This is a genomic window from Gemmatimonadota bacterium (assembly GCA_016209965.1).
GTDB lineage: Bacteria > Gemmatimonadota > Gemmatimonadetes > Longimicrobiales > RSA9 > JACQVE01.
This window is the reverse complement of the sequence record JACQVE010000034.1, coordinates 1-14,902: the sequence shown is the minus strand read 5'-3', so window position 1 is coordinate 14,902 and position 14,902 is coordinate 1. Positions and strand designations below refer to the sequence as shown.

The 14,902-nt window shown below is 70.3% G+C and carries 11 protein-coding genes; 4 read left to right on the top strand and 7 right to left on the bottom strand.

Features of this window, described 5'->3' with window-relative positions; genetic code table 11:
• Positions 1 to 1,184: glucosyl-3-phosphoglycerate synthase (locus HY703_01630; GenBank protein ID MBI4543879.1), on the bottom strand; the 1,184-nt coding region annotated here is incomplete at its 3' end.
• Positions 1,185 to 1,437: 253 nt separating this feature from the next.
• Between HY703_01630 and HY703_01625 the strand changes: the two genes are divergently transcribed.
• Positions 1,438 to 4,371 carry an FAD-binding protein gene (locus tag HY703_01625; GenBank protein MBI4543878.1) on the top strand — a complete coding sequence of 978 codons (2,934 nt, stop codon included), beginning with the start codon at positions 1,438 to 1,440 and terminating at the stop codon, positions 4,369 to 4,371.
• A gap of 218 nt (positions 4,372 to 4,589) precedes the next feature.
• Here HY703_01625 and HY703_01620 read toward each other — a convergent pair whose 3' ends face one another.
• Positions 4,590 to 5,756 carry an alpha/beta hydrolase gene (locus HY703_01620; protein ID MBI4543877.1) on the bottom strand — a complete coding sequence of 389 codons (1,167 nt, stop codon included), beginning with the start codon at positions 5,754 to 5,756 and terminating at the stop codon, positions 4,590 to 4,592.
• Positions 5,757 to 6,141: 385 nt separating this feature from the next.
• Here HY703_01620 and HY703_01615 point away from each other — a divergent pair, with 385 nt between their 5' ends.
• Complete coding sequence (locus HY703_01615) at positions 6,142 to 8,328, top strand: S9 family peptidase (GenBank protein ID MBI4543876.1); 2,187 nt, start codon at positions 6,142 to 6,144, stop codon at positions 8,326 to 8,328.
• Between the two features lie 80 nt (positions 8,329 to 8,408).
• Here the strand turns inward: HY703_01615 and HY703_01610 are convergent, their stop codons facing one another.
• From HY703_01610 to HY703_01590, 5 genes are all read right to left on the bottom strand, one after another.
• Entirely contained in the window at positions 8,409 to 8,828 is a 420-nt protein-coding gene (locus HY703_01610; protein ID MBI4543875.1) for a DUF2442 domain-containing protein, read from the bottom strand.
• Complete coding sequence (locus HY703_01605; protein ID MBI4543874.1) at positions 8,821 to 9,066, bottom strand: DUF4160 domain-containing protein; 246 nt, start codon at positions 9,064 to 9,066, stop codon at positions 8,821 to 8,823. The genes HY703_01610 and HY703_01605 overlap by 8 nt, the downstream gene beginning before the upstream one ends.
• 72 nt (positions 9,067 to 9,138) lie before the next feature.
• The gene (locus HY703_01600) at positions 9,139 to 10,878 is read right to left on the bottom strand and encodes an ABC transporter permease subunit (GenBank protein MBI4543873.1); all 1,740 of its coding nucleotides are present in this window, start codon (positions 10,876 to 10,878) and stop codon (positions 9,139 to 9,141) included.
• Entirely contained in the window at positions 10,875 to 11,648 is a 774-nt protein-coding gene (locus HY703_01595; GenBank protein ID MBI4543872.1) for an ATP-binding cassette domain-containing protein, read from the bottom strand. Before HY703_01595 ends, HY703_01600 begins: the two co-directional genes overlap by 4 nt.
• On the bottom strand, positions 11,645 to 13,015 hold the full coding sequence (locus HY703_01590) for a mercuric reductase (GenBank protein ID MBI4543871.1): 1,371 nt from the start codon (positions 13,013 to 13,015) through the stop codon (positions 11,645 to 11,647). Before HY703_01590 ends, HY703_01595 begins: the two co-directional genes overlap by 4 nt.
• A 78-nt stretch (positions 13,016 to 13,093) precedes the next feature.
• Between HY703_01590 and HY703_01585 the strand changes: the two genes are divergently transcribed.
• Together HY703_01585 and egtB are read left to right on the top strand one after the other, a co-directional pair.
• A complete protein-coding gene (locus tag HY703_01585; protein MBI4543870.1) occupies positions 13,094 to 13,528 on the top strand; it encodes a hypothetical protein in 435 nt (144 codons plus the stop codon).
• A 292-nt stretch (positions 13,529 to 13,820) separates the two neighbouring features.
• Positions 13,821 to 14,902, top strand: a 1,082-nt coding sequence (gene egtB, locus HY703_01580; protein ID MBI4543869.1) for an ergothioneine biosynthesis protein EgtB, incomplete at its 3' end; no start/stop codon positions are given.

Genomic DNA, 14,902 nt, shown 5'->3' with positions numbered 1-14,902 from the left:
TTCTCGTACGCCTCGAGCAGCTCCCGGGTAACGCCATCCATCGCCACCTCGACCCGGCGCCAGTCCGGGATCAGCGGCGAGCCGAACGATTGGGAGCGAAAGTCGGCGAGCGCGGCCTCGATGGCGTTAGAGAATAGCTCGACCGTAGAAAGCTCGTGGTGCAGGTCGAAGGTCAGCCCCCCCTGCATCCGGGAGAGGTTCTCGTAGGCGTCCACGAACTGGCGCGCATGCATGAGGTAGGTCAGCTTCAGCGTGGTGAAGAACTCCTCACTGAGCACCAGCCCCTGGCCGGCCAGGTGCGTGAAGAACGTGCGCGCAATGTCGGAGGCCATCTTCGTCAGTCCCTGGGCGGGCGAGTCGCCCAGCGCCTGGTGCTTATGGTCGTAGCGCGGCGCCAGCTCCACCTGGCAGATGCGCGGCACGCGCACCAGCCGGTACACCTCCCCGAGCACTCCTACCTCGACGCCCCAGTCGGAGGGGAAGCGCATCTCGCGCGCAATGCTGACAAAGGTGGCGAACTCGCCGGACAGCGGGTAGCGGAAATCGGCCATGTAATCCAGGAACTCCTGGCTGCCCGCGATGTCCTTGAGAGCGCGCAGGAAGGGGAAGTAGAACAGGCGGACCACGCGGCCGTAGAGCCGGTCGGCGAAGCGCGCGTAGTAACCTTTGGCGAACTGGTATCGCTGCAGCACTACCAGGTAGAGCAGCCGCAGCAGGAACTCGCGGTTGTAGGTTAGCACATCGGCGTCGTGGAAGGCCACGACGGACACCTCGCCCCGTCCCAGGACGTAGCCCAGCGCCAGCCACAATGCGCGACCTTTCCCCCGCGGCCCCAACGGCAGATGCTCCTCGATGCGCTGCAGCACCGCGCGAACCAGCGGCGAGTCGTTCCAGAGCAGCACCCCCCGTTCGCCCAGCGGCGCGACAATCTCCTTTGCCCGGGCAAACTCCTCCTCGCTGCCAGCGTCCAGGCTGATGTACACACGATGGATGAAGGCCGTACCGGCCAGCTCGGCGATGATCTGCGCCATGGCGGGAGCGCAAAGGTCGGTGTACAGGCTGGGAATAACGATGCCCACCGGCACGCGTCTCGCCCTGACGGTAATGCGCTCCTCCATGCGCTCGAGCGACGTGCCCTCGAGGCGCGGGAAGGTGGGCACGCGGTTCATGTGGAAATCGGCCAACTTTCTGCTCCCGGGCAGGAGTGGCGTCTGGGGCAATACATAGCCGCAGGATCCTGGGTGTCAAGGCAAGCCGCGTCGCCTGCGCCAAGCCTCAAGGAGCGAGCTGCGAGCGGGAACCAGCCACACAGCTCGACGCGCTTCCCGCGTGGATTTGCGGCCGCATCCCTTCAGGTCCACCTTCCTTGCCGCGGCCCGCGAGGCGCGATACTTCCATGCGGCGCCTGCATCACCCCCATGCAGACATCCAGAGGAGCTGCCGCGGCATGCGAGGAGAGGAGAGGCAGTGACGGCACGGCAGCGCGCCCGAGGGCGCCCGGATCCTGATGCCTTGGCGCTGGCCGCGGAGCTGCGCCGGCGCATCGAGGGCGAGGTGCGCTTTGATGCGGGGAGCCGGGCGCTCTATGCCACGGACGCGTCCAACTACCGCCAGGTCCCCGTGGGCGTGGTCATCCCCCGGACAGCCGAGGACGTGGTCGAGACGGTGCGGCTGTGCCGGGAGCACGGCGCTCCGATCCTGGCGCGCGGCGGTGGGACGAGCCTGGCGGGGCAGGGGTGCAACGTCGCCGTGGTTATCGACTTCTCGAAGTACCTGAACCGCATCCTGGAGCTGGATCCCGCGGGGAAGCGGGCGCGGGTCGAGCCCGGCGTGATACTGGACCGGCTGCGGGGCGAGGCAGAGCGGCACCACCTGACCTTCGGCCCGGACCCCGCTACCCACGCCTGGTGCACGCTGGGCGGCATGATCGGCAACAACTCGTGCGGCGTGCATTCGCTCATGGCGGGCAAGACGGACGAGAACGTGGAGGAGCTGGAGGTCCTGACGTACGACGGCCTCCGCCTGCGCGTGGGCGCTATGACGGAGGCGGGGGTGGAGGCGGCGGCGCGGCGCGGCGGCCGGGAGGGCGAGATCTACGGGCGGCTGCGCGAGCTGCGCGACCGCTATGCCTCGCTGATCCGCGAGCGCTACCCTCGCATCCCCCGCCGCGTCTCGGGCTACAACCTGGAGCAGCTACTGCCGGAGCACGGCTTCCATGTGGCGCGGGCGCTGGTGGGCACCGAGTCGACCTGCGTATTGGTGCTGCAGGCGGTGCTGCGGCTGGTGGACAGCCCGCGCGCCCGCTCGCTCGCTGTGCTCGGCTTCCCCGACGCCTTCCTGGCCGCGGACCACGTGATGGACGTCCTGGCCCACGAGCCCATGGGTCTCGAGGGGATCGACGACCAGTTGGTGGCGCACATGAAGCGCAAGGGGCTGCACCCGCGCAACCTGCGCCTGCTCCCCGATGGCGGCGGCTGGCTGCTGGTCGAGTTCGGCGGGGCGACGAAGGCGGAGTCGGACGACCGGGCACGGCGCATGATCTCGGAGCTGCTGGAGCGGGGCCGGGGCGCAACGGCGCGGCTGTTCGACGACCCCGAGCAGGAGCGGATGGTGTGGGAGATCCGGGAGTCGGGGCTGGGCGCGACGGCGCGGGTGCCGGGCCAGGACGACACCTGGGAGGGGTGGGAGGACTCGGCTGTGCCGCCGGACCGGGTGGGCCAATACCTGCGCGAGCTGCGCCGACTCTACGACCAGTACGGCTACACTGGCGCGCTCTACGGCCATTTCGGGCAGGGGTGTATCCACACGCGCATCAACTTCGACCTGGCCACCGCGGGCGGCATCCAGAAGTTCCGCTCCTTCCTGGACCAGGCCGCCGAGCTGGTGCTCCGCCACGGCGGCTCGCTTTCCGGGGAGCACGGCGATGGCCAGGCGCGGGCAGAGCTGCTACCCCGGATGTTCGGCCCGGAGCTGGTGCAGGCGTTCCGCGAGTTCAAGGCGATCTGGGACCCGGCGGGCAGGATGAACCCGGGCAAGGTCGTCGACCCCTATCCTATCACCTCGAACCTGCGCCTGGGCACGAGCTACGCCCCGCCCGACCTGCAGACGCACTTCCGCTACCCGGAAGACCGGGCGAGCTTCGCGCGCGCGGCCCTGCGCTGTGTGGGTGTGGGCAAGTGCCGGAAGCTGGACAGTGGCACCATGTGCCCCAGCTACATGGCCACCCTGGAGGAGCGTCATTCGACGCGCGGCCGGGCGCGACTGCTCTTCGAGATGCTGGAGGGCGAGCCGCTGCGCCGCGGCTGGCGCGATCCCCACGTGCGGGAGGCGCTGGACCTGTGCCTGGCGTGCAAGGCCTGCAAGCGCGAGTGCCCGGTGAGCGTGGACATGGCGACGTACAAGGCCGAGTTCCTGGCGCACTACTACCGCCGGAGGCTGCGGCCGCGCAGCGCCTACGCCATGGGACTGGTCTACTGGTGGGCGCGGCTAGCGTCGATCGCGCCCGCGCTCGCGAACTCCGTTACGGGCGCGCGGGGGGTGGGCGCGGTCGCCAGGGCCGCCGCCGGCCTGGCGCCGGAGCGCGCGCTGCCGCGCTTCGCGCGCCACACCTTCCGGGAGTGGTTCCGCCGGCGGGGCCCGCACAACGATGCTGGGCCCCGGGTCCTGCTCTGGCCGGACACCTTCAACAATCACTTCCATCCGGGCACGGCCTGCGCCGCGGTCGACGTGCTGGAAGCGGCCGGCTACCGGGTCGAGATTCCGCCGCGGCCGCTGTGCTGCGGCCGGCCGCTCTACGATTTCGGCATGCTCCGGCTGGCGCGGCGTCAGTTACGTCAGATCCTGGACGTGCTCCGGCCGCAGATCACGGCGGGCGTGCCCGTGGTCGGCCTCGAGCCGAGCTGCCTGGCGGTGTTCCGCGACGAGCTCATAAACTTCTTCCCGCATGACGAGACGGCCCGGCGGCTGAGCCGGCAGTCGTTCCTGCTGGCGGAGTTCCTGGACCGGCATGCGGACGGCTGGCAGCCGCCGCCGCTCCGCCGCAAGGCGATTGTGCACGGGCACTGTCATCAGCAGGCGCTCGTGGGGATGCGCTCCGACCGGGCGCTGCTCGAGCGCCTGGGCCTGGACTTCCGCATCCTGGACTCGGGTTGTTGCGGCATGGCGGGATCTTTCGGCTTCGAGCGCGAGAAGTATGCGGTATCCATGCTGGTGGGAGAGCGCGTGCTGCTGCCGGCGGTGCGCGAGGCTGCACCGGACACGCTGGTCGTGGCGGATGGATTCAGTTGCCGGGAGCAGATCCTGCAGGCGACGGGGCGGCGGGCGCTGCATCTGGCTGAGGTATTGCGCTTGGCTCTGCAGCGCGGCGGCTGATGCCTGAGCCACCCATCGGCCACTACGCAGTCATCGGCGACACGCATACGGCCGCGCTCATCTCGAAGGGCGGGTGGCTGGACTGGCTGTGCCTGCCGCGCTTCGACAGCCCCTCCTTCTTCAGCGCGCTGCTCACTCGCCGCGCAGCGTCCGGCAGGCAAACGGGCCAATTCCGCCGCCATCGGTGGCCGCAGGCGCTCGGGCGGACACCAGCGCCGCTACCGCAGCACGCGTTCGAGGAAGCGGTTCACCGCCCAGGTGCTGATCTGGCCGCAGGGCCCGTTGAAGGCGAAATCGCAGCCGTGCGTGGCCCACGGCAGGCGCACGTAGGCGACGCGTGCGCCCGCCGCGCGCAACCTGCCCGCCAGCATAGCCGCGTGCGCGTCGAACACGAGCGGATCGCGCCCGCCGTGGATGAGCAGCGTGGGCACGACCGGATTCCCGGCTTGGGGGTGCGTCGCTCCGCTGGCCACGTGCCGGATGGGCGATGCCTCGTCATACACGGCGCCGCGCTGCCCGAGCGGGCCGCTCAGGAAGTCACGCAGCACGCCGCGGCTGTCGTAGACCCGCGGCGGGCTGGGGTGGTGCCAGCCCCAGCGCAGGTCCGTGGGTCCGTAGTACGACACTGCGCCGCGGATGGCGGGGTCGCGTCGCGTGTACGCGGCGAGCAGTGCCAGATGCCCGCCGGCCGAGCGGCCGAGCAGCACGATGCGCGTACTATCGATGCCGAGCGCGGCCGCGCGTGCCTTCAGGTGTGCCACCGCAGCCGTGATGTCTGCCAGTGCGGCCGGGTAGGGGTGCGCGGGCGCGAGCCGGTAATCGATGGAGACGACTACGTACCCCCAGTCCGCGAGATAGGAGTTGAGCTTCGGGAGCTGCCGCCGGTCCCCGCCTCGCCACGAGCCGCCGTGGATGACGACGACCAGCGGCCGCAACTCCGCGGTCCTCGCCGGCTCACGGTAGACATCGAGCCGCAGTTGTTGGCCATTCGTGGCCGTGTACTGGTGGGTTTCCGGCAGGATCTCGGGGGGTTCGACACCCGCGAGGAGCGGCCATACGCGCAGCGGCGCACCGGCGTCGGCCGACTCGCCGACCGCATCCGCAAGCTCGGCGCGCGCAGCGCGGGCCGCCGCCAGGGCGCGCGCGAGCGGCGAGAGCGCCAGCGCGGCGGCAATAGCCGCGAGCACGGCCGCGACCCGGCCCCCACGGCTGCGCCGCCAGCCGGGCAGCAGGGCGAGCAGCGCCGCGAGCGCGAGCCAATGGCCGTGCTCTGTGACGAGGATCGAGAGCTGCCAGAGCCGGTACGTCGGCGGCGGCAGCACCGCCAGGAGCGCGAGCGCCAGGCAAAGCGCCGCGTACGTCGGGCGGAGGAACCGGCGGAGCATGTTGGCCCTCACTTGAGCCACTGGCAGCGGGGTGCGCGTGGAATCGGCCAGCCGATGGACGGCAATTCTGCAGCCGAGGAAGGGCGTGTCAAGCGTCGTCGCACGTGGGCAACATTCCTTGCCTTGTGCAGCAGCTCGCGACCGCGGTCTGACGGACTGGCACGGGGCGGTGGCTGCGGCTGGCGCATATCATGGCGCTGGGCAGGTGTGGTCGCCCAGATCCGCCGCGGATCGGCTCACGGTGGCGCCGTTCGAGGCGGAGCCATAACATTCTGCGGGCGGCCGATCCGTGGGGGAAACGAGGAGTAGAGCGAGATTCGTCGTGCGCCCGACATGCCCGGAACTCCGGCCGCTCTGGGGTTTCTCATCAACAGGAAGCGGGCTCATGTGTGGAACGAGCTTCCCGGCTAGCCGCGGCGCCGCGGGCGCTGCATTGCTTCTGGCCACGGCGCTGCTGCTGGGCCCCGGGGCGGCCGCCGCGCAGCTCCCGTCCGCCGCGGAGCCGCTCGGGCCGCCGGTCGCGGAACGCTGGCCGAAGGTCGACACGGTACACGGCGACGTCCGGCAGGACGACTACTTCTGGCTGCGGCAGAAGTCCAACCCCGCGGTGCGCGCGTATCTCGAGGCGGAGAACGCCTACGCGGAGCAGGTGCTCTCGCCCACCAGGCCGCTGCAGGAGGCGCTGTATCAGGAGCTGCTGGGCCGGATCAAGCAGACGGATCTTTCCGTGCCGTACCGGCAGGGGGAGTACTTCTACTACTCGAAGACGGAGCAGGGAAAGCAGTACCAGATCCACGCCCGGAAGAAGGGGTCGCTGGATGCGCCGGAAGAGGTGACGCTGGACCTCAACGTGCTGGCGGAAGGGAAGCCGTTCCTCGGGCTGGGCGCCTACCGGGTGAGCGACGACGGCAACCTGCTCGCCTTTTCCACGGATACAACCGGCTTCCGCGAGTACACGCTGCAGGTCAAGGATCTGCGCACGGGCGAGTTGCTGGTCGAACGGATTCCCCAAGTGCGCTCGGTGGTGTGGTCGGCGGACGGGCGATTCCTTTTCTACACGGCCGAGGACCATGCCAAGCGCCCCTACCGTCTTTACCGTCACGTGGTGGGCCGCAGCCATCACGCGGACGAGCTGGTTTACGAAGAGAAGGACGAGCTTTACCGCCTGTTCGCGAGCCGCACCCGCAGCAAGGGCTACATCCTGCTGACCTCGGCCAGCCTCACGACCAGTGAGGTGCGCTACCTCGCGGCGGGCGAGCCGCTGGGCGAGTGGCGGATGATCGCGCCGCGCCGGCAGGGGCGGGAGTACGACGTCGACCACCACGGGCGTCGCTTTTACATCCGCGTCAATGACACGGGGCGCAACTTCCGGCTGGTCTCGGCTCCGGTGGAGGATCCGGGCCCTGCCAACTGGGGCGAGGTGGTGCCGCAGCGCAAGGACGTTATGCTCGAGGGCATGGACTTTTTTGCCGGCCACTACGTGCTCTACGAGCGGCGGAACGGGGTGCCGGAGATGCGGGTCACGGAGCTGCGCAGCGGGAAACGGCACCGCGTGCGCTTCCCCGAGCCGGTGTACGAGGCCGGCCCGGCCGTGAACGCCGAGTGGAACACCAACGAGCTGCGCTACAATTACGAGTCGCTGGTGACGCCTTCCTCCGTGTTCGAGTACGACATGGACCGCCGCCGGGCGACGCTGCTCAAGCAGACCGAGGTGCTGGGCGGCTACGACCCCCATCAGTACGCCTCGGAGCGGCGCCTCGCCCGCGCCCGCGACGGGACCCGCATCCCCGTGTCGCTGCTCTACCGCAAGGGCGTGCGGCGGGACGGGCGCGCGCCCCTGCTGCTGGCCGGCTACGGCTCCTACGGCGCGCCCTATCGCGTGGGCTTCTCCTCGAACCGGCTGAGCCTGCTGGACCGGGGCGTGGTCGTGGCCATGGCCCACGTGCGCGGCGGCGGCGAGCTGGGCAAGGGCTGGCACGACGACGGGCGCATGATGCGGAAGATGAACACGTTCACCGATTTCATCGCGGCGGCCGAGTTCCTGATTGCAGAGAAGTACACTTCGAGTGACCGGGTGGTGATCGAGGGCGGCAGCGCTGGTGGACTGCTCATGGGCGCGGTGACCAACCTGCGCCCGGATCTGTTCCGCGCCGTGATCGCGCGCGTGCCCTTCGTCGACGTCATCAACACCATGCTGGACGCGTCCCTGCCGCTCACCGTGCAGGAGTACGAGGAGTGGGGCAATCCCCACCGGCCGGACGAGTACGCCTACATCAAGCAATACTGCCCCTACACGAACCTGGCGGCGAAAGCCTACCCGGCCATGCTGGTCAAGACCTCGTTCAACGACAGCCAGGTCATGTACTGGGAGCCGGCCAAGTACGTGGCCCGCATGCGGGTGCTCAAGACGGACGCCAATCCGCTGCTGCTGGTGACCAACATGGGTGGCGGGCACGGTGGCGCCTCCGGCCGCTACGACCGGCTACGCGAGATTGCGCTGGACTACGCCTTCGTGCTGCAGCAGATGGGGCTGGTGGAGGCGCCGGCGCCAGCGCTCAAAGCTACGCCGTGACCTGGCGGGGAGCGGTGCCGCGTGTGCCGCGATGCTGCGTGCGCCGTATCGCCATGACCCGGGCCGTCAAAGGCCGTTGATCAAGTGCGTTTCCGCCGGCGGCCGCCCCTGCTGCCATTCGCGCGGGCGGCGGCTGCTTTGGCCTTGCTTCGAACCTTACCGCCCAATCGTCCTGACGCCTGAGTCGAGAACCTGGGCCCGAGCAATTCGCTGAGCAGGCCTGGTACCGACACGTCGACGTCGAGCTCGTCCCAGCGAATCGCTTCGCCCGCGAGCTCTACGCGCTCGAGCTGTGCTCGTGTGGCCTTAGCCAACCCGGCGATATCAGCCCGCGGGATGATCAACGATTTGCCGTCGCGCAAGCCGATGTTCACCCGCTCGGTTGCGGGCTCGTAACGTACATCTACCGGCCACCAGCGTTCGCGCTGCGCCGCGCGCCCCGCCGCGCGCGCTGCAGGGATCTGCGCGAGGATCTCATCGCGTTCGAGTTTCTTAACCATGAAACCTGTTCCAGCCTTCCCACATGATGTCGGCCTTATCCTGCACGGTTTCCACCGCTCTCGCGACATCAGCGTCCTTCATTTTGCCCACGATTCGAACGATGCGCGCTGGGTCGGCAGCGGTGGGCAATTCGATCTTCGCGTATCCCCAGCCGACGAACGCATGAACGTGCGCGGGCGGGTGATCCTTTGGGTATACCCGGAAGCTGATCCCGCCCTCCCGATGGATCGTGGCCACGATAAATATAACCTAAGGCCTTAGGTTGAAGCGAGTTCTCACACCCCTCTTCTGAGTTCCCGCCGGCGGGGGCTACGGCCGCAGCCCGCCAGGCTGCACCCAGCGCTCGCTGAGTGCCAGTATTCCGTCAACCAGCAGTGCCAGCAGTGCGGCGGGGATGGCGCCGGACAGGATCATGCGCGTGTCGGAGAGCGCCAGCCCGGCGACAATGGGATCACCGAGCCCGCCCGCGCCAATGAAGGCGGCCAGGGTGGCGGTGCCCACGTTGATCACGCCCGCTGTGCGGATCCCCGCCATGATGACGGGCGCGGCCAGGGGCAGGCGCACCAGCCGGAGCACCTGCAGCGGCGTCATGCCCAGCGCCGTCGCGGCGCCCACCGCGTCCGGGCTGGCGTCGCGCACGCCTGTATAGGTGTTGCGCAGGATGGGGTAGAGGGAGTAGAGGAACAGCGCCACCAGCGCGGGCGTGACCCCGATCCCGAGCAGCGGGATCATGAAGGCGAGCAGGGCAATGCCGGGAATCGTCTGGAGCAGGCCCACACCCCGGATCGCCGCCTCCGCTCCGCCCGGCAGTCGCTCTAGCCCGAGCCCCAGCGGCACGGCCAATAGCACACCGGCGGCCAGGGACACGGCCACCAGCAGCAGGTGGCGCAACGTGAGCGAGAGGATGAGCGCGCGGCGGCCCCAGAGGTAGGCGACGAGCGAGCCCTGGGCCCCCGTTTCGTCCCCGGACGACGACGCCGCCCCGGGCGCTGATGCTGCTCCGGTCGCTGCCGCCGCTCCCGCCCTTGACGCGGCCAGCCCCAGTTCCGCGAGCACGTCCGCCGCCACACGTGCGATCTCTTCGCCCTCGACCTCGACCCGCCGGTTGAGCTGCCGCATGCGCGCCTCGTCCAGCCGGCCGCTCAGCTCGGTAAGCGCCGCCACGGCCGCGGGCGCCTCGCGCCACAGGCGCTGGCCCACCAGCGGCGCCGCCTCGTAGGCGGGGAAGAAGGCGCGGTCGTCCTCGAGTACCACCAGGTCGTAGCGGGCAATGAAGCCGTCCGTCGAATACCCGTCGATCACGTCCACCTCGCCCGCGGCCAGTGCGCGGTACTTCACCGACTGGAGCAGCGAGCGCACCTGGCGGGGGCGCAGCCCGTAGGCGCGCACCAGGCCGGGCAGCCCGTCCTCGCGGCCGATGAAGTCGGGGGTGAAGCCGGCCGTGAGCCGCGGCGCGGCGCGCGCCAGGTCGCCCAGCGTGCGCAGCCCGAGCCGCGCCGCCGTCTCGCGCCGCACGGCAATGGCGTACGTGTTCTGGAACCCCAGCGGCGGCAGCCAGTGCACGGCGTAGCGACGCTCGAACTCGCGCGCCACGCGGCCGAAGACGGCGCGGGGGTCGGAGAGGGGCGGCTCGCCCAGGATCGCGACCAGCCCGGTACCGGTGTATTCGGGATACACGTCGATCGCGCCTGTGCGCAGCGCGCGGAACGCGATCTCGGTGGCGCCCAGCCCGGGGCGCCGCTCCACCCTGTAGCCGCGTGCCTCCAGGATTTGTGCGAAGATCTCTGCCAGCAGGTAGGATTCGCCGAAGGGTTTCGAGGCGACCACGACCGGACGGCCGCCGGCCGTCCCGGACTGCCGGGCCGCCGCCGGTCCCGCGCGGGCCGGGCCGGCGGCGACCAGGGCCCAGGCGAGGAGTGTGGCGGCGCGCCGCACGCGGGCCATGGTGGGAAAGGCAGCCGCCGCGAAGCAACTCACGGCGCAGGAAGGGAGGATCAGCTTGCCCCGCTCGTCTCTCGCGGCGGAGCCAGCGGGCGCGGGGTGCCTCATGGCGCGGCCACGCCCGCCCGCTCGAGCAGCCGCCGCACGTACTGCGTGCCCGGGTTCGAGACCAGCATCGGCCCGTCTGCGAGTTGCTCGATGCGCCCGGCGCGCAGCACGGCGATGCGGTCCCCGAGCCGCAGCGCCTCGCGCAGGTCATGGGTGACCAGCAGGGTGGTCACGCGCAGCTCGCTTCTCAGCTCGAGGAAGCTCTGCTGCAGCTCGGCACGGGTGATGGCGTCCAGGGCGCCGAAGGGCTCGTCCAGCAGTACTATGGAGGGGTGCGCCGCCAGCGCCCGGGCGATCGCCACCCGCTGCCGCTGCCCGCCGGACAGCTCGCGCGGCCAGCGGGAGCCAAACTGCCCGGGCGGCAGCCCCACCAGCCGCAGCGCCGCCGCCGCCTGCTCCGCCGCCGCCTCCGACCGCTGCAGCCAGGGCACGAGCGCGGCGTTGCGCAAAACCCGCCAGTGCGGCAGGAGCCCGCCCTCCTGCTGCACGTAGCCGACGCGGCGGCGCAACGCGATGCGGTCCAGCTCGCGGGCGTCACGCCCCTCGACGCGCACGCGGCCGGCGTCCGGCTCGACCATGCGGTTGAAGCAGCGGAGAAGCGTGGTCTTGCCCGAGCCGCTCTCGCCCACCAGCGCCACGCACTCGCCCCGAGCGATGGCGAGCGAGACGTCGTCCAGCGCGAGCACGTCGCCGTACCGCTTGCTCACCTGCTGCGCTTCCAGCACGGGCGGCAACAGCTCCGGCGCTGAGCGGCCTGCGGGCGAGGTCACGAAAGCGAGTAGCGCCCGAGCTTCATGAGCAGCGACTGCACCCCCTCGGCAAACGTGGGGTGCACCATCTGCGCGTCGACCAGTGCCCGCGCGCTGGCGCCCGCCTGCATCAGCACCACCAGGATGTGGATCAGCTCGCCCGCCTCCGCGCCCACCAGCGCCGCGCCCAGGATGCGCTCGCTTTGCGGGTCCAGCAGCACCTTCATCAGCCCGGCCGCCTCGTCCACCTCGATCGAGCGCGCAATGTGGCCGAAGGGCATGCTGGCCAGCTCGTAGTCGAGCCCCTGCTCCCGCGCCTGCTTCTCCGTGATCCCCACGCCCGCGACCTGCGGGTCGGTGAACACGGTGTAGGGGATCACGCGGCCGTCCCGGCCGCGCGTGCCCCGGCCCAGCAGCAGGTCGAACAGGATGCGATGGTCGTCCCAGGAGGTATGCGTGAACTGCGGGCCGCCCGTCACATCGCCCACCGCGTAAACGCCCTCGGCACTGGTGCGGTAGTGGTCATCCACGATGATGAAGCCGGCGCCGTCCAGCTCGACGGCGGCGACGTCGCACCCCAGGTCGTCGGTATTGGGCCGGCGTCCCACAGCGACCAGCAGGTGGGAGCCGCGCAGCTCCTGGCCGCGGTCCAGGCGGAGCACGACCTCGTCGCCATCCCGGCTCACCTCGCGTGCTGCGGATCCCAACTCGAGGCGGATGCCCTCTGCGCGGAACACCTCCTCGAGCGCGCCCGAGATGTCCGGATCCTCGCGCGGCAGCAGGTGCTCCGCCACGTCCGCCATGGTGACCTGGGCGCCGAAGCGCCGGAACATCTGGCCGAACTCGCAGCCGATGTAGCCGCCGCCCAGGATCAGCAGGTGCTCCGGAAGCTGCCGCAGCTCCATGACCCGCCGGTTGTCCAGCCAGTCGACGCCGTCCAGCCCCGGGATCGGGGGGGCGGCCGGCCGCGCGCCCACGTTGAGGATCACGGCGTCCGCGCTGTGCCGCTCGCCGCCTACGTTCATCTCGCGCGGCGCGACGAAGCGCGCGTGCCCCTCCACGTACGTCAGCCGCTCGCCAGCACGCTGGATGCGCCGGCGCACGCTGCTCCGCCACTGCTGAACCAGCGCGTCCTTGCGCTCCACCACGGCGGCCAGGTCCACTGTCACGTCGCCGGCGTGGACGCCCAGCCGGGCCGCGTGGCGAGCCACATGCGCCGCGCGCGCACTGGCGATCATGGTCTTGGTGGGCGTGCAGCCATAATTCACGCAGGTGCCGCCCGGGTCCTTGCGCTCGACCAGCAGCGTGCGCTTGCCCGACTCCGCCAGCCGCGCTGCCAGAGGCACGCCCGCCTGGCCAGTGCCGATCACCAGGAAGTCGTAATGCATGATGCCGTCCGGGTTGGAGGAATCCTGGAGGGTGCATTGTGCGCCGGCGAATGTCGGCAGGGTTGGCGGAGCAGGCAAGTGTGTCGTGAGCCCCCTGTGGCCGCCGCCTGGCCCAGGGCTTGTCATGACGGAGGTATTGACAAGACCGCGGGCCCGGCTCAGCTGATCCGCGAGGCCGCCGCGCGGGTGGCCGCGACGGCCGGCGTGCCCGATACCTGGCTGAACGACGCGGTCAAGGGGTACCTGAGCCCCCGGGGTGAGTTCGAGCCGTACCTCGAGCTTCCGCATCTCCGGGTGTTCGTAGCCCGGCCGGAATATCTGCTGGCCATGAAGTGCGGCGCGCTGCGGCTGGGCGAGGAGTTCCAGGACCTGGCCGATGTGCGCTACCTGCTCAGGTACCTGAACGTCTCTTCGGTGGAGGACGCGCTCGCCATCGTACTGCGATACTTCGATGCCGAGCACCTCCAGCCGAAGACGCGGCTCGCGCTCGAGGAGCTGCTCGGGCAGGCGTAAGGAACTTGCAAGACTGTTATGATCCGTGCACGACGCGGCCAGCCGCGCGCAGCGGGAACCCCGTCGTCGCCCACCGACTTTCCTAGAAATCCAGCCAAGGCCGGAGGTGAAGAGTGTATGTTTGTAGCCGGTCGGCGGCGATGGCATTAGCTTGGGTGCGCCTGGCCGCCGGCCGTCGGCCGTCGGCCGTGGGCAGCGGGCGCGCGCCCCTCGGCCGCTCCTGGCCCGGGCAGTATCGTGGCCACCTCCTGGCGAAGGCAAGCCTGGCAGCGAACAGGTTTCCTGGTGGAGCGTGAGCCGGGCGCGCAACACGTTTCCTCGCGGGGGTAGGCGGGTGCAGCATCTGCTTTCCGAGGCACGGCTGACGCGCGAGCGCATTGCGGAGCTGCTGCTCGAGGCCAGGGCCCGCACGCTGCTGCTGATCGCGCCGCTCTCGGACGAGGATCTGCACCTGCAGCACGATCCGCTCATGAGTCCCATCGTCTGGGACCTGGGTCACATGGCGCACTTCGAGGAGCTGTGGCTGGTGCGCAACCTCGAGGGTGCAGTCTCCTTCGGCGAGATGCCGGGCATATACAACCCCTTCGAGCATCCGCGCGCGGCGCGGGGCAAGCTGGCGCTGCCCACGCTGGGCGAGTGCCAGGAGCTGATGGCCGGGATCCGGCGCCAGGTGCTGGCCCGGCTGGAGGAGGTGGACCTGGACCCGGACTCGGCGCTGCTGCGTGATGGCTACGTCTACCGCATGGTGCTGCAGCACGAGTATCAGCACAACGAGACAGTGCTGCAGACGCTGCAGTTGAAGCAGGGGCAGCCGTATCGTGCGCTGCGGGCTTTGCTCCCGCCGGAGGGGCGTCCGCCTGCTGCGCCTGGCGCCATGGTGCGCTTCCCGGGCGGCGATGTTTGGCTGGGCACTGACGACCGGAGCGCCGCCTACGACAACGAGCGCCCCCGACACCGCGTCCGCCTCGAGCCATTCTGGATCGACGTCACGCCCGTGACCAACGGGGAGTACTTGCGCTTTGTCGAGTCCGGCGGCTACGAAACGCGGGACCACTGGTCGGACGCCGGCTGGAGCTGGTTGCGGGGGGTGGATGTCCAGGCGCCCAAATACTGGTCCCGCCAGAACGGCGAGTGGCTCGAGCGCACCATGGACCGGGCCGCGCTCCTGGACCCGGCCCGTCCGGTCTGCCACGTCTGCTATTACGAGGCGGAGGCCTACGCGCGCTTTGCGGGCAAGCGGCTGCCCGCGGAGGCGGAGTGGGAGGCCGCCGCCGCGTGGGACCCGGCACGGGGTGAGGCGCGCCGCTATCCCTGGGGCGAGCAGCCGCCGGGAGCGGCGCACGCGAACCTGGACCAGCTCGCGTTCACAACGGC